Origin of the sequence: Klebsiella michiganensis (assembly GCF_002925905.1) — a bacterium.
Classification (GTDB): Bacteria; Pseudomonadota; Gammaproteobacteria; order Enterobacterales; family Enterobacteriaceae; genus Klebsiella; species Klebsiella michiganensis.
Genome location: NZ_PRDB01000017.1, coordinates 13,718 through 28,192 on the forward strand (window position 1 = coordinate 13,718; position 14,475 = coordinate 28,192).

The following is a 14,475-nucleotide window of genomic DNA, read 5'->3' on the forward strand; positions in this document are numbered from 1 at the left end:
TCGTGAAGGTGGGATAAGTCAATGTCGGCATTACCAGCGGAAATGCCGACATTTTACCGGGGTTATTTCATTCGGCCCGAGCGGCCCAACGCCTGGATTAGCGTTTTTCCAGACTCTGACGCAGGGTGCCCGCCGGCGCATGGGCGTTGTTGCCGAGGTAGCGCACGTCATCCACGGCCCAGCACTGGCCTTCCTGAATCATCAGCACTTCGTCTTTCCAGCTTTGGGTGCCCTGTTTCAGCTCCACGCGCAGGGGAATATTGCGCGCGTCGCGATTAGGGATGGTGGAGGCGCTGGCGACATCGGCGCTGTCGGCTGGCGTTGTGCTACTGGAGAAAAGATTCGACTGCAGCAGGGCGTTGTTAGACGGGTCCTGACGCGCGTCGTTCAGCAGTTTTGCCAGACCGTCGCTCAGGTATGGGCGCAGCGCGGTTAAATCGCTGTTGCGGTGCTGTACCTGGTAGTCATAAAACTTCTGCGCTACGTCATCCGGGCCGCCTTCGATGCAGGGGCCGCTGCGGGTGCCGTTATCTTTGTACGCAGGCGTGACGGTAGTACAGGCGCTGAGCGCCAGCGCGCAGGGGAGGACTAATGCAAGAACTTTGTAGCGCATGATGATTTCCTTATGAGCTCACTACGTTAGAATATCTTTTCAAGCATAGTGTATCAGATAGGGATTGTGCTTGACCCTTAGAGCTAACGCATTGAACGCTAAAGAAGGAGTTTCATCATGCAATTTTCCACCACTCCGACCCTCGAAGGTCAGCCCATCATTGAATACTGCGGCGTCGTCACGGGGGAAGCGATTCTCGGCGCCAACGTATTCCGCGATTTTTTCGCCAGCATCCGCGATATCGTCGGCGGTCGTTCCGGCGCCTATGAAAAGGAGCTGCGTAAGGCCCGTGAAATTGCGTTTGAAGAGCTGAGCGAGCAGGCGAAGGCGCTGGGTGCCAATGCGGTGGTCGGGATTGATATTGACTACGAAACCGTAGGTAAAGATAGCAGCATGCTGATGGTCAGCGTTAGCGGCACCGCGGTGAAGACCCGCCGATGAGAGCTTGCCGGGCAGGCGTACTGCTGGCGCTGCTGCTGGCGGGCTGCGCCAGCGAAAAAGGTATTATCGATCGCGATGGCTATCAGCTGGATACGCGCCATCCGGCGCAGGCGGCTTATCCGCGCATCAAAGTGCTGGTGATTCACTACACCGCCGATGATTTCGACGTTTCGCTGGCGACGCTGACGGATAACCAGGTGAGCTCTCACTACCTGATCCCGGAGAAACCGCCGCTGCACGGAGGCAAACCGCGGATCTGGCAGCTGGTGCCGGAAGAGGAACTGGCCTGGCATGCGGGCGTCAGCTTCTGGCGCGGCAGCACGCGCATTAACGACACTTCGATTGGCATCGAGCTGGAGAACCGCGGCTGGCAAAAAACGGCGGGGGTGAAAAGCTTTACGCCGTTTAACCCGGCGCAGATTGACGCCCTGATCCCGCTGGCGAAAGATATTATCGCCCGCTACCACATCGCGCCGCAGAACGTGGTCGCCCATGCGGATATCGCGCCGCAGCGCAAAGACGATCCGGGGCCGCTGTTCCCGTGGCGCAGGCTGGCCGAGCAGGGGATTGGCGCATGGCCTGATGCCCGGCGCGTGGCATTTTATCTGCAGGGCCGTCCGTCATACGAGCCGGTAGACGCCGCAGCGCTGCTGGACGTCCTGGCGCGCTACGGCTATCAGGTGACGCCGGAAATGACGCCAGCGCAGCAGAAGCGGGTCATTATGGCTTTCCAGATGCACTTCCGTCCCGCGCGCTGGGACGGGGTTGCCGATGCGCAAACCCTGGCGATAGCCGAAGCGCTGCTGGAAAAGTACGGGCGTGGTTAATAGTGCAGCTTGCCGTGGTCCTTCAACCACGCGGCGGTGCGGAGAATCCCTTCATCCATCGTGATGACCGGCTGATAGCCTAGCTCCTGCTGGGCGCGGGAGATATCAAGAGTAAAATCAAAGTTCAGCTTAGAGACGCCGTAGTGGGTAAATGCGGGCTCTTTCGCTGACTTATTGCCAAAGCGCTCCATGCTGCGGGCGATGATATCCAGCATGGGATAGGGAACCGAACGGATGCGGCACTTAATCCCCAGCTCGTCTATGAGTTTCTGCACAATGCTGTGCAGGGTTTGCGGTTCGCCGTTAGTAATGTTGTACGCGCGGGCCGAGGGCAGAAGGTCACTCTGCGGCTGGCTGGCGAGCCACATCGCGTGTACCGCGTTTTCATAGTAGGTCATATCCACCAGCGCGCTGCCGCCGCGCGGCAACAGGACGCTGCCGTAGTGCTGCATCATCTGCGCCAGGCGCGGGATAAACACTTTATCATGCGGGCCAAACAGGCTTTGCGGACGCAGGATTGTAAAACGGGTATTTGGGTTGGCCTGCGCCAGCAGATTGATCACATCTTCGCTTGCCGCCTTGCTGCGGGCGAATTCGTTGGCGAAACGCTGCGGGCGGAAATCCTCCGCAACATCGCGATGATGGTGATAATCAAAATAGAGCGACGGCGAAGAGATATGCACGAAGTTGCGCACGCCCCAGGCAACCGCCCACTCGCCGAGACGCCGGGTCGCGCGCACGTTAGCTAAATCGAAGGCCTGCTGGGTGCCCCACGGCGAGGTAAAGCTGGAACAGTGCCACAGGGTATCGATACCGGCGAGCATCACTTTGGCCTGCGAAGAGACCAGCTCGGTTAAGTCCGCAGGGACGAACTCTGCGCCCATTTTGCTCAGAAGCTTGCCCATCGCTTCGTTGCGCCCGGTCGCTCTGACGCTAATGCCCCTGTTACGCAGATATTCCACCGCGTTGCGGCCCAATCCGCTGGTCGCACCGGTAACCAGTACCTTCATATCGATCCACTGTTTAACAAAAGAATTTCGTGCGCATTTTTCCGTGATTCTGACTACGATGCAATGAGAATCATGAAAGAATTCTGCACCTATACTCTATTTGATGGTGATTTGCTCCGCCAGGTGGGCGATGCGTCGCGCCATACCGCGAAAAATAAACAGATGCGCCGGGATCATCAGCAGCCAGTAGAAAAGCCCCGGCATACCGTGCGGGTGCCACCAGGCGCGCACGTCCAGTTCGCGATGATCGCCTTTATCGCGCAGGGTAAAGCTCAGGCGGCCAAGGCCGGGCGCTTTCATGCCGAATAACAGCGTCAACTGCTTTTCCGGCTCGACGATAATCACCTTCCAGCTGTCCACCGCATCGCCGGTCTGCAGATATTCATTTTCCGGGCGACCTTTTGCCAGCCGGTGACCGACCAGCAGATCCATCACCCCGCGTGTTTTCCACAGAGCGTTGCCGAAGAAATAGCCCTCTTTGCCGCCAATTTGGTTGACTACCTTCCACAGCGCAGCAAGGCTGGCGGAAGTGTTAACGGTACAGCCTGCCTGTTTCGGATAGTAGCCGTACTCGGGCCGCCAGCGGGCGAAGGCCTGCGCATCGTAGCCCCAGTCGCTGGAGTTCACCAGCTGCTCCTCTTCTTTAAGCGTAAGGCGCACCGCTTCATCAAACGCGATAAGCGGTTGAGGAATTAAGGCCCGCAGGGCCCGATCGTCGGCAATCAGATCGTGCTTTAGCCCCTGGATCAGCGCTTTGGCCGTGGTTGGCGGCACTGAGGTAATGACGTTGAGAAACCACACCGAAATCCAGCGGGTCGGGAAAGGGATGGGGATCAGCGGGCGGCGTTTGCCGCTGACCGCCATAAAGCGGATGAACTGCTGCTGATAGCTCAAAATTTCCGGTCCGGCGGCTTCAAACACCCGATGCTCGCGGGCCGGATGGTTTAGCAGCTGCAGCAGATAGTAGAGTAAATTTTCCAGCGCAATCGGCGTGGTGCGCGAGCGCACCCAGCGCGGCGGCGTCAGCACCGGCAGGTTGTAGACCATATCGCGCATCACTTCGAAGGCGGCGGAACCGGCGCCGACGATAATGCCGGCGCGAACTTCCGCTACCGGAACGCCTGATTCGCGCAGCAGATCGCCGGTGATCTGGCGGGCGCGCAGATGATCGGATTGCTCCTGCTTCTCCACCTGTAAGGAACTGAGAAAGATGACTTCGTTCACCGGCGACTTGCGCAGCGCGTCGCGAACGTTGAGGGCGACCCGCCGTTCGTGGCGGATAAAGTCGCCGCCTTCGCCCATCCCGTGCACCAGATAGTAAACGGTATCAGCCTGCGCCAGCAGGGCGGGTAGCGCGTCCGGCTGGTTTAAATCGAGCGAATAGCACTCGACGCCGGGGAGCTGCTGTTTTTTAAGCCTGTCGATCTGGCGTGCCGCCGCCAGCACGGTGAAGCCCTGCTCGCTGAGCCTTTTCACCAGATGCTGACCGATATAACCGCTGGCGCCAAGCACCAGAATTCGCTGCGACACGCCGGACTCCTTAACGGTTTAAAAATGCCTGCCAGTGGCTAACCACCTCGGTGAGCTGCTGGCGGTTAACGTCAATATGCGTCACCAGGCGCACGATGGGCGAGGCGTTGATCAGCACCCCGCGTTCGCGCAGATACTCGCCCAGCGCGGCGGCGCGCGCTTCACCGACGCGAACAAACAGCATATTGGTATCATGACGCGTCACCTCGGCGCCGGCGGCGCGCAGCTGCTCCGCCATCCACGCGGCGTTGTCGTGATCCTCTTTTAAGCGCGCGACGTTGTTCTGCAGGGCATACAGGCCCGCGGCCGCCAGAATACCGGCCTGACGCATCCCGCCGCCGACCATTTTCCGCCAGCGGATAGCGCGGTGAATGTACTCTTCGCTCCCCACCAGCAGCGAGCCTACCGGCGCGCCGAGTCCTTTAGACAGGCAGATGGTGAAGGAGTCGCAGTAGCGGGCGATCTCGCGCAGCGCGCAGCCGTATTCCACGACGGCGTTAAAAATACGCGCCCCGTCAACGTGCAGTCCCAGGCCGCGCTGGCGCGTAAACTCCCAGGCTTCTTTGAGATATTCACGCGGCAGCACTTTGCCGTTATGGGTGTTTTCCAGCGACAGCAGCCGGGTAGGGGCGAAATGGATATCGTCCGGTTTGATTTTGGCCGCGACTTTATCCAGCGGCAGGGAACCGTCCGCTGCGGCATCGATTGGCTGCGGCTGGATGCTGCCAAGCACCGCCGCGCCGCCGGCTTCGTAGAGATAGTTATGCGCGCCCTGGCCGACGATATACTCTTCGCCGCGCTGGCAGTGGCTGAGCAGGGCGACCAGGTTGGCCTGGGTGCCGCTAGGCAGGAAGATAGCGGCCTCTTTGCCCGCCAGGTCGGCGGCAAAGCGCTGGAGTTCGTTAACGGTCGGGTCATCGCCATACACGTCATCCCCGACCGGGGCGGCCATAATGGCTTCCAGCATGGCGCGGCCCGGACGGGTAACGGTATCGCTGCGTAAATCTATCATGTCATATCCTTATACACTTCATCCTTCGCGCTGCCCCGGCGTGGGCTGCACCCTCAAACCCCGGTCACAGAGTTATCTCTGCGCCCGGGGATTTTCGGCCTTGCCGCCTTGAGGCAACACGAATAATTTTGCGTATGAATTGAAAAGGATATTTTTACCTTAGCCAGTTAGTTTTCGCCAGTTCGATAACTTCGTCGCCGCGGCCGCTGATAATCGCGCGCAGCATATAAAGGCTGAAACCTTTGGCCTGCTCCAGTTTAATTTGCGGCGGCATCGCCAGCTCTTCACTGGCGACGACCACATCCACCAGGACCGGGCCATCGGTAGCGAAAGCGGTTTGCAGCGCTTCATCAACCTCTGACGCGCTTTCAACACGTATGCCCTTGATGCCGCACGCTTCGGCGATGCGGGCAAAGTTGGTGGCGTGAAGTTCAGTGCCGTCTGTCAGATAGCCCCCGGCCTTCATCTCCATCGCCACGAAGCCCAGTACGCTGTTATTGAAGATAACGATCTTCACCGGCAGCTTCATCTGCGCCAGCGAGAGAAAATCCCCCATCAGCATGCTGAAGCCGCCGTCGCCGCACATTGCCACAACCTGACGGTCAGGGGCGGTGGCCTTCGCACCGATGGCCTGCGGCATGGCGTTAGCCATTGACCCATGGTTGAACGATCCGAGCAGGCGGCGCTTGCCGTTCATCTGCAAATAGCGCGCGGCCCAGACGGTCGGCGTACCCACGTCGCAGGTAAAGATGGCATCGTCGTCGGCATAGTGGCTGATGCGCTGCGCCAGATACTGCGGATGAATTGTTTTGTCGCTGGGCTTCGCCAGGTCATCAAGCCCCTTGCGCGCGTCGCGATAGTGTTCCAGCGCTTTATCGAGGAACTTACGGTCGGTTTTCTCCTCAAGATGCGGCATCAGCGCGCTGAGGGTCGATTTAATATCGCCGACCAGCGCCATATCCACTTTACTGTGGGCGCCAATACTGCCGGGATTGATATCAATCTGAATGATTTTCGCGTCCGTCGGGTAGAAGGCGCGATAGGGGAACTGGGTGCCGAGCAGCACCAGGGTGTCGGCGTTCATCATGGTGTGGAAGCCGGAGGAGAAGCCAATCAGTCCGGTCATCCCCACATCATAAGGGTTGTCGTATTCTACGTGCTCTTTGCCGCGCAGCGCGTGAACGATAGGCGCTTTGAGCTTCGCGGCGAAGTCCACCAGCTCTTTATGCGCTCCGGCGCAGCCGCTGCCGCACATCAGGGCGATGTTGCTTGAATAGCGCAGCAGCTGGGCCAGCTTTTTCAGCTCTTCTTCCGCCGGCGTCACCTGCGGCAGCGGTGCGTGGTACCAGTGGCTGCTGGCGCTTTCCGGCGCGGCTTTCAGCGCAACGTCGCCGGGAAGCACCACTACCGAGACGCCGCGGTTAATCACCGCTTTGCGCATGGCGATGGCCAGCACCTGCGGGATCTGTTCCGGGGTGGAGACCAGTTCACAGTAGTGACTGCATTCCCGGAACAGCTCCTGTGGATGCGTTTCCTGAAAATAGCCGCTGCCGATTTCGCTGGAAGGAATATGGGCGGCGATGGCCAGAACCGGAACGTGATTGCGGTGGCAGTCGAAAAGGCCGTTAATCAGATGCAGGTTGCCCGGCCCGCAGGAGCCTGCGCAGACCGCCAGTTCGCCGGTAAGCTGCGCTTCCGCCCCGGCGGCGAAGGCGGCCACTTCTTCATGGCGCGTGGGCATCCAGTCGATGGTCCCCATACGGTTCAGGCTGTCGCTTAAGCCGTTGAGCGAATCCCCGGTTACGCCCCAAATACGTTTAACGCCAGCCTGTTCAAGAGTTTTGGCAATGTATGCCGCCACGGTCTGTTTCATGGTTCTCCATCTCCTTTTTGTGATAACGCTTACAAGCTTAGATGAAACTGCCAGTTACGCCCGCTTTCACCTCTCATTTTCCGCTGGTTTTTTTCAGCGAAAACTCCGCATAATCTGAGCTCACATAAAGTGGTAAACAGGAATCATTTCAAATGGTTAAATCGCTGTTAAATGCTGTTAATAAACTGCTATCCCATGACGATTTCGGCAAACTCTTGTTACGACTTGCCGTTGGCGGGCTGATGCTGTTTCACGGGTTGCATAAGCTATTTGATGGCGTAGGGGGAATCAGCAATATGCTGGTAGCAAAAGGATTGCCGGGGTTTATCGCTTATGGGGTTTTAGTGGGCGAGGTGGTAGCGCCTTGCCTGCTGATTCTGGGAGTGCTTACGCGTCCGGCGGCGCTGGTGCTGGCGTTTACGATGGTCGTGGCCTGGCTGATGGTCGGGACGGGCAAAACCTTTGCGCTGGATGCGGTAGGCGCGTGGGCGATTGAGAGCCTGGTCTATTTCTTTGTGGGCGCGCTGGCGATTGCCTTCCTCGGGGCAGGGCGCTATGCCATCGCCGGCAATTCAGCCTGGCGGTAAACGTTGCCGGATGGCGTTGCGCCATCCGGCAGCTGAGGGTTAAGCCAGTACTAAATCACCCTGCGGGTGGCAGGAGCAGGCCAGCACGTAGCCTTCAGCGATTTCCGCATCGGTTAACGTCATGGTACTGCTGACGGTATATTCTCCGGAAACCACTTTGGTTTTGCAGCAGCCGCAGACGCCTGCGCGACAGGCGACGGTAACCGGCACCTTATTGCTTTCCAGCGCTTCGAGCAGCGTGGTGCCGACCGGCGCGTAGAACGCTTTCGCCGGCTGCAGTTTGGTGAACTTCAGGCCGCTGGTAGCGGCTTCGGCTACCGGCGTAAAGAACTGCTCTTTAAAGAAACGCGTCGCGCCCAGCGCTTTCACCTCCTGCTCAACCCAATCCATATACGGCACCGGGCCGCAGGTCATCACGGTACGAGAGGTCAGATCCGGTACGCTTTTCAGCAGATCGGTCGTCAGTCGGCCAGAAACAAAACCGTGGGTGGCATTGTTTTCAGCGACTAAGGTCACCGGATATTCGCGCCATTCGTCGGCAAAAATAACATCTTGCGGTGAACGAACGTTAAAGATCACCTGCACATCGGCCTGCGGGCGGTACTTTGCCAACCAGCGACGCATTGACATGATTGGCGTAACGCCGCAGCCAGCAGCCAGCATCAGGAACTTATCTTCAGCCTTATCTTCACAGGTAAATTCACCCATGGCATCGGACAGCCAGATATAGTCGCCGCGCTTCACGTCGCGGGTCAGCCACTGTGAGCCTGCGCCATCGTCAATCCGACGGATGGTCAGCGTGATGTACTCGCTTACTCCCGGCGTCGATGAAATGGTGTAAGCACGCAGCGTCTCCGCTGAATTACGTACGCTGACCAGTGCATACTGCCCGGCACGGTACGGATAAGAGTCGTGGCACAGCAACGAAATTGTCCATACATCCGGCGTTTCCTGATGGATGTGATGAACCTGCATCCGCCATGGGCACTGATGAGTTGGCATTGTCATTCTTTACTCCTTACGCGCTCAGCAGCTGCTTCATGTCTTCTTCAACGGTGGTCACGGAACGCAGACCGAATTTCTCGTTGAGAACGGCCAGCAGGTCCGGCGTGAAGAAGCCCGGCGCCGTCGGGCCGGTGACGATATTTTTCACGCCCAGCGACAGCAGGGTCAGCAGAATAACAATCGCTTTCTGTTCAAACCAGGAGAGCACCAGAGACAGCGGCAGGTCGTTCACGCCACAACCCAGTTTCTCAGCCAGGGTGACCGCCAGGATGATGGCAGAGTAAGCGTCGTTACACTGACCGGCATCGACCAGACGCGGCAGACCTTCGATATCGCCGAATTCGAGTTTGTTGAAACGGTATTTACCGCAGGCCAGGGTCAGGATCAGGCAGTCGTCCGGTACGCTGGTGGCGAAATCGGTGAAGTAGTTACGTTCGCCGCGCGCCCCGTCGCAGCCGCCCACCAGGAAGATATGGCGCAGTTTTTCACGGCTCACCAGGTCGATCAGCGTATCAGCCGCGCCCAGCAGGGTCTGACGACCGAAGCCAACGGTGATCAGGTGCGGGATCTCGCTGTACGGGAAGCCCGCCATCTGCTGCGCCTGGGCGATAACCGGGGCGAAATCTTCGCCTTCCAGATGATTGACGCCTGGCCAGCCGACGATGCTGCGGGTCCAGATACGGTCGTCATAGGCGCCGACGGTTGGGTCGATGATGCAGTTAGAGGTCATCACAATCGGGCCAGGGAAGCGGGCAAACTCAACCTGCTGGTTTTGCCAGCCGCTGCCGTAGTTACCAATCAGATGCTTGAATTTACGCAGTTCCGGGTAACCGTGCGCTGGCAGCATTTCACCGTGGGTGTAGACGTTAACCCCGGTACCTTCGGTTTGCTCCAGCAGGTTGTACAGATCTTTCAGGTCATGGCCGGAAATCAGAATGCATTTGCCTTCGGTCGCTTTGACGTTGACCTGAGTCGGGGTGGGGTGACCATATTTGGTGGTCTCGCCAGCGTCCAGAATGCTCATCACTTTGAAGTTCATCTGGCCGATTTCCATCGAGCACTCCAGCAGCGCGTTCATATCGGCAGGCCAGGTACCGAGCCACGCCATGATTTTATGGTACTGGGCGTAGATGTCGTTGTCGTACTGACCCAGAACGTGCGCGTGCTCCATATAAGCCGCAGCGCCTTTCAGGCCGTACAGGCACAGCAGGCGCAGGCCGAGAATGTTCTCGCCGATGGCCGCTTTGTCTTTGTTCGGGGTGAATTCCGCCGCCTGGCGCTGCAGGTCGCCCAGATCGTCGCTCGCCAGCTGCAGATCGGCCATCGGGTTGTTAACCGTCGCGTGGGCATCAATGTTCAGGCACTGGGCTTTCAGCGCTTCACGCAGGGTGATGGCCTCGCGCGCATAGCCAACGATACGCGGGGAATCGAAGTTAACGTTGGTCAGCGTGGAGAAAAAAGCGCGCGGCGCAAAGCTGTCGATGTCGTGGTCGATGATGCCGTATTCACGGGCTTTAAGCGCCCAGGCGGAGAGCCCCTGCAGAGAGGCAATCAGCAGATCCTGCAGATCGGACGTTTCGGCCGTTTTCCCGCACATACCCTGCGCGTAAGAGCAGCCGTTCCCTGCCGGGGTACGGATGGTTTGTTCACATTGCACACAAAACATGGTCACACCTTTTTTAAAGTTATATTTAATATACATGTTTAAGGTTATGCCTGAGCGCGAGAAGAGAAAAGGTATTTCTGATACAACTTACGGGGAGATTGATTTAGCGCAAAATTGGCGGCAGGAGACTACCGCCAGAGAGGTATTAAGCGGAGAAGAAAGCCATCAATATGGGCACCAGCAGACTGAGAATGAAGCCATGAACGATGGCCGCCGGCACAATCTCCACCCCGCCAGAGCGTTGCAGTACCGGCAGCGTAAAGTCCATTGATGTCGCGCCGCAAAGGCCCAGCGCGGTGGAACGGCTGCGGCGCACCAGTCCGGGGATAAGCATTATCGCCAGCAGCTCGCGGGCAAGATCGTTAAAGAAGGCCGCGCTGCCAATTACCGGGCCATAGGATTCGGTCAGCAGGATCCCGGAGAGCGAATACCAGCCAAACCCGGAAGCCATGGCCAGCCCGGTTTTTAGCGGCAGGTCGAGAATAAAGGCGTTGATGATACCGGCCAGCAGTGAACTGACCATGACCACTACCGCGACAATCATTCCGCGGCGATTCAGTACGATCTGCCGCAGCGTCATGCCATTATTGCGCAGTTGAATACCGATGAGGAACAAAAGGAAGATCAGGGTATATTCGCTGGCCTCGGTGGCGTGTTGTAAAAAGGATATGCCGCTCAGACCAATCATAAAACCAATAAATACCACGCCGCATAGCTGAAGGGATTCCAGAGCCATTGCCAGACGGGAGGGTAATTTTTCCTGACGATGATGATTTTGCCAGGGCATTTTTTGCTCGAGCCACATCAGGGCGGCAATATTGCACAGCAGAATAATAACGACGCTGACCGCCGCATAATGAAGGATCGCCAGGAGGTTGCTGGCCAGATTATCCAGGAAGGCCAGGCTAATACCCATAAAAAAGAGAATAACGTAGACAATCCAGCTCAGAAGTCGCGCGATGAGTTTAAGGGCTGATGGCCGATGAAGAGGAATAAGATAGCCTATAACCAACGGCAGCAGAATGATTAAAAGTCCCGAAAACATGAACGACCTGGTCCTTGCAGAATGAAAATAGCGCCCCTGACACTACCCAAATCGCCGGACTGAGTAAAGTGGTGGAAAAAAAGAAAGGCCCGGCAGCACCGGGCCTCAAGAAAAGTGGGGGACGTTTAGCTGCGTTTTTCCAGCAGGGTGCGGTAGAGCACGCCGCCGAGAATGCCGCCGATAATCGGCATCACCCAGAATAGCCACAGCTGCTGCAGCGCCCAGCCGCCCTGGAATATCGCTACCGCGGTGCTGCGTGCCGGGTTTACCGACGTGTTGGTGACCGGAATGCTGATCAGGTGGATAAGCGTTAGGGCCAGGCCAATAGCGATAGGAGCGAAGCCGGCCGGTGCGTTTTTATCCGTGGCGCCGTGAATGACCAGCAGGAAGCCGCAGGTCAGGACGATCTCAATCACAATAGCGGAGAGCATGGAGAAACCGCCGGGAGAATGTTCGCCATAGCCGTTCGATGCGAATCCGCTAGCGGCGGCGTCAAAGCCCGCTTTACCGCTGGCGACAACGTACAGAATAGCGGCGGCGATAATACCGCCGACAACCTGGGCGATAATATAACCAATCACGTCCCTGGCCGGGAAACGACCGCCGGCCCATAAACCTAAAGTTACCGCCGGGTTAAAGTGTCCGCCGGAAATATGACCGACGGCATACGCCATGGTTAATACGGTTAAACCGAAAGCCAGCGCGACGCCGGCAAAACCAATTCCCAGCTCAGGGAATGCCGCAGCCAGAACGGCGCTGCCGCAACCACCAAATACCAGCCAGAATGTACCAAAGCATTCTGCTGCTAATTTTCTAAACATAACCACCTCAATAAAAACGTAAACGCGCACGAGTTTTCGTGCCGGCCTTTATTTTCGCCACAAAGAATGACGACCAGAATAAAGCGACGCTATTCTAGGGACGATCGCCACCTTGGGACCAGTTAAATAAATTGATGTAATTTGATTTAGAACAATGCGCTGGGATTCCTTTTTATGTCGGATTTTTTAAAAGTGTAGAACAAAAACGGTTAAAAAAACGACTTTCAATGATGAATGCGTTTCTCAATTAAGTGAAGTACGGCGCATCACATTCCCCCCTGCAGCCATGAGCGATTCGCTGACGCCCGGAGTGTCATGTTGATGCTCACCTCGCTATACTGCTGATAACTGAAGGAGATAGTCGCCACTGAGCGGAGGGCATATGCATCTTGAGCGCGTAGAAATAGTCGGTTTTCGCGGCATTAACCGATTATCGTTGATGCTGGAACAAAATAACGTGCTGATTGGCGAAAATGCCTGGGGTAAATCCAGCCTGCTGGATGCCCTGACGCTGCTCCTGTCGCCGGAGTTCGACCTCTATCATTTTGTTCGGGAAGATTTTTGGTTTCCGCCCGGCGATATTCAGGGGCGCGAGCATCATCTGCATATCATCCTGACCTTCCGTGAAAATGAACCCGGTCGCCATCGGGTTCGACGCTATCGTCCTCTCAGCAGCTGCTGGGTTCCCTGCGACGATTGCTATCAGCGCGTTTTCTATCGCCTGGAGGGGGAGCTTGCCGATGACGACAGCGTGATGACTCTGCGCAGCTTTATTGATGGTGAAGGGAAAGCGCTGGAGCTTGACGATATTGATGAACTCGCCCGTCACCTGGTACGGCTGATGCCGGTTCTGCGGCTACGCGACGCCCGCTTTATGCGACGGATCCACAACGGCACCGTGCCGCACTCGCCGCAGATCGAAATTACCGCTCGCCAGCTTGATTTCCTCTCTCGCGAACTGGTACATCATCCGCAAAATTTAACCGATGGGCAGATCCGCCAGGGGCTGTCGGCTATGGTGCAGTTGTTGGAGCACTATTTTGCCGAGCAGAGCAGCGCGCAGTCGCGCCATCGTCTGATGCGCCGTCATTCACATGATGAACAGCGCAGCTGGCGCTACCTGGATATTATCAACAGGATGATCGACAAGCCCGGCGGGCGTAGCCATCGGGTGATTTTATTGGGGCTGTTTTCTACTTTGTTGCAGGCGAAAGGCACGGTAAGGCTCGATCGCGATGCGCGGCCGCTCTTGTTGATTGAGGACCCGGAAACCCGGCTGCATCCTATTATGCTGTCGGTGGCCTGGCATTTGCTCAATTTACTGCCGCTGCAGCGGGTGACGACAACGAACTCCGGCGAGCTGCTGTCATTAACGCCCGTCGAGCACGTCTGTCGGCTGGTGCGTGAATCTTCACGAGTGTCGGCCTGGCGGCTGGGGCCCGGCGGGATGAATGCGGAAGACAGCCGACGCATCGCGTTTCATATTCGCTTTAACCGCGCTTCATCGCTGTTTGCCCGCTGCTGGCTGCTGGTGGAGGGGGAGACGGAAACCTGGGTTATCAACGAGCTGGCCCGCCAGTGCGGCCATCACTTTGATGCGGAAGGGGTGAAGGTCATTGAGTTTGCCCAGTCGGGTTTGAAGCCGCTGATTAAATTCGCCCGGCGAATGGGTATTGAGTGGCATGTGCTGGTGGATGGCGATGAAGCCGGGAAGAAATACGCCGCCACCGTTCGCAGTTTGTTGAATGACGATAAAATGCTGGAGCGAGACCATCTCACCGCGCTACCGGCGATGGATATGGAGCATTTTATGTACCGTCAGGGCTTCGACGATGTTTATCACCGGGTCGCGCAGCTGCCGATGAATATACCCATGAATATGCGGCGGGTGATCACCAAAGCGATTCATCGCTCGTCTAAGCCCGACCTGGCGATTGAAGTGGCGATGGAGGCCGGACGGCGCGGGGTTGACGCCATTCCGACGCTGTTGAAAAAAATGTTCTCTCGCGTGCTATGGCTGGCGCGCGGACGCGCGGATTAGCGCT

At 57.4% G+C, this 14,475-nt stretch carries 13 protein-coding genes; 4 read left to right on the forward strand and 9 right to left on the reverse strand.

Going from position 1 to position 14,475, the window contains the following annotated elements:
- Window positions 1-97: 97 nt before the first annotated feature.
- Entirely contained in the window at window positions 98-613 is a 516-nt protein-coding gene (locus CDA56_RS25250; protein ID WP_004849391.1) for a lipoprotein, read from the reverse strand.
- A gap of 117 nt (window positions 614-730) precedes the next feature.
- On the opposite strand from CDA56_RS25250, the gene CDA56_RS25255 reads away from it, so the two are divergent.
- Both CDA56_RS25255 and CDA56_RS25260 read left to right on the forward strand, forming a co-directional pair.
- Window positions 731-1,054 carry a heavy metal-binding domain-containing protein gene (locus CDA56_RS25255; RefSeq protein WP_004100606.1) on the forward strand — a complete coding sequence of 108 codons (324 nt, stop codon included), beginning with the start codon at window positions 731-733 and terminating at the stop codon, window positions 1,052-1,054.
- Window positions 1,051-1,881, forward strand: coding sequence for an N-acetylmuramoyl-L-alanine amidase (locus CDA56_RS25260; RefSeq protein WP_014837943.1), 831 nt, complete (start codon window positions 1,051-1,053; stop codon window positions 1,879-1,881). Before CDA56_RS25255 ends, CDA56_RS25260 begins: the two co-directional genes overlap by 4 nt.
- Here the strand turns inward: CDA56_RS25260 and CDA56_RS25265 are convergent.
- The 4 genes from CDA56_RS25265 to poxB form a co-directional block, all read right to left on the reverse strand.
- The gene (locus CDA56_RS25265; protein ID WP_009653274.1) at window positions 1,878-2,891 is read right to left on the reverse strand and encodes an NAD-dependent epimerase/dehydratase family protein; all 1,014 of its coding nucleotides are present in this window, start codon (window positions 2,889-2,891) and stop codon (window positions 1,878-1,880) included. The two genes, CDA56_RS25260 and CDA56_RS25265, sit on opposite strands and share 4 nt — an antisense overlap.
- A 96-nt stretch (window positions 2,892-2,987) precedes the next feature.
- A complete protein-coding gene (locus tag CDA56_RS25270) occupies window positions 2,988-4,421 on the reverse strand; it encodes a DUF2867 domain-containing protein (RefSeq protein ID WP_025108288.1) in 1,434 nt (477 codons plus the stop codon).
- 10 nt (window positions 4,422-4,431) lie between these two features.
- Window positions 4,432-5,433 (reverse strand): low-specificity L-threonine aldolase, encoded by a 1,002-nt coding sequence (ltaE, locus tag CDA56_RS25275; RefSeq protein WP_103814730.1) that lies wholly within the window; start codon window positions 5,431-5,433, stop codon window positions 4,432-4,434.
- 154 nt (window positions 5,434-5,587) lie between these two features.
- Window positions 5,588-7,306 carry a ubiquinone-dependent pyruvate dehydrogenase gene (gene poxB / locus CDA56_RS25280; RefSeq protein ID WP_025108290.1) on the reverse strand — a complete coding sequence of 573 codons (1,719 nt, stop codon included), beginning with the start codon at window positions 7,304-7,306 and terminating at the stop codon, window positions 5,588-5,590.
- 152 nt (window positions 7,307-7,458) lie between these two features.
- Here poxB and CDA56_RS25285 point away from each other — a divergent pair, with 152 nt between their 5' ends.
- A complete protein-coding gene (locus CDA56_RS25285) occupies window positions 7,459-7,893 on the forward strand; it encodes a DoxX family protein (protein WP_025108291.1) in 435 nt (144 codons plus the stop codon).
- A 39-nt stretch (window positions 7,894-7,932) separates the two neighbouring features.
- Here CDA56_RS25285 and hcr read toward each other — a convergent pair whose 3' ends face one another.
- The 4 genes from hcr to aqpZ form a co-directional block, all read right to left on the reverse strand.
- A complete protein-coding gene (gene hcr / locus CDA56_RS25290; protein WP_064375414.1) occupies window positions 7,933-8,901 on the reverse strand; it encodes an NADH oxidoreductase in 969 nt (322 codons plus the stop codon).
- 10 nt (window positions 8,902-8,911) lie between these two features.
- Window positions 8,912-10,564, reverse strand: coding sequence for a hydroxylamine reductase (hcp, locus tag CDA56_RS25295; protein WP_025108293.1), 1,653 nt, complete (start codon window positions 10,562-10,564; stop codon window positions 8,912-8,914).
- Between the two features lie 145 nt (window positions 10,565-10,709).
- Window positions 10,710-11,609, reverse strand: coding sequence for a LysO family transporter (locus CDA56_RS25300; protein WP_102803354.1), 900 nt, complete (start codon window positions 11,607-11,609; stop codon window positions 10,710-10,712).
- 125 nt (window positions 11,610-11,734) lie between these two features.
- Window positions 11,735-12,430, reverse strand: a complete 696-nt coding sequence (gene aqpZ, locus CDA56_RS25305) for an aquaporin Z (protein ID WP_004849414.1) — start codon at window positions 12,428-12,430, stop codon at window positions 11,735-11,737.
- A gap of 382 nt (window positions 12,431-12,812) precedes the next feature.
- On the opposite strand from aqpZ, the gene CDA56_RS25310 reads away from it, so the two are divergent.
- Window positions 12,813-14,471, forward strand: a complete 1,659-nt coding sequence (locus CDA56_RS25310; RefSeq protein ID WP_103814732.1) for an ATP-dependent endonuclease — start codon at window positions 12,813-12,815, stop codon at window positions 14,469-14,471.
- Window positions 14,472-14,475: the final 4 nt, after the last annotated feature.

Excerpts from the sequence above, each read along its gene's own strand:
- CDA56_RS25310 (WP_103814732.1), top strand. The coding sequence starts at position 12,813 with ATGCATCTTGAGCGCGTAGAAATAGTCGGTTTTCGCGGCATTAACCGA.
- CDA56_RS25260 (WP_014837943.1), top strand. The coding sequence starts at position 1,051 with ATGAGAGCTTGCCGGGCAGGCGTACTGCTGGCGCTGCTGCTGGCGGGC.
- CDA56_RS25255 (WP_004100606.1), top strand. The coding sequence starts at position 731 with ATGCAATTTTCCACCACTCCGACCCTCGAAGGTCAGCCCATCATTGAA.
- CDA56_RS25265 (WP_009653274.1), bottom strand. The coding sequence starts at position 2,891 with ATGAAGGTACTGGTTACCGGTGCGACCAGCGGATTGGGCCGCAACGCG.
- hcp (WP_025108293.1), bottom strand. The coding sequence starts at position 10,564 with ATGTTTTGTGTGCAATGTGAACAAACCATCCGTACCCCGGCAGGGAAC.
- CDA56_RS25300 (WP_102803354.1), bottom strand. The coding sequence starts at position 11,609 with ATGTTTTCGGGACTTTTAATCATTCTGCTGCCGTTGGTTATAGGCTAT.
- CDA56_RS25285 (WP_025108291.1), top strand. The coding sequence starts at position 7,459 with ATGGTTAAATCGCTGTTAAATGCTGTTAATAAACTGCTATCCCATGAC.
- ltaE (WP_103814730.1), bottom strand. The coding sequence starts at position 5,433 with ATGATAGATTTACGCAGCGATACCGTTACCCGTCCGGGCCGCGCCATG.
- hcr (WP_064375414.1), bottom strand. The coding sequence starts at position 8,901 with ATGACAATGCCAACTCATCAGTGCCCATGGCGGATGCAGGTTCATCAC.
- aqpZ (WP_004849414.1), bottom strand. The coding sequence starts at position 12,430 with ATGTTTAGAAAATTAGCAGCAGAATGCTTTGGTACATTCTGGCTGGTA.
- CDA56_RS25250 (WP_004849391.1), bottom strand. The coding sequence starts at position 613 with ATGCGCTACAAAGTTCTTGCATTAGTCCTCCCCTGCGCGCTGGCGCTC.
- poxB (WP_025108290.1), bottom strand. The coding sequence starts at position 7,306 with ATGAAACAGACCGTGGCGGCATACATTGCCAAAACTCTTGAACAGGCT.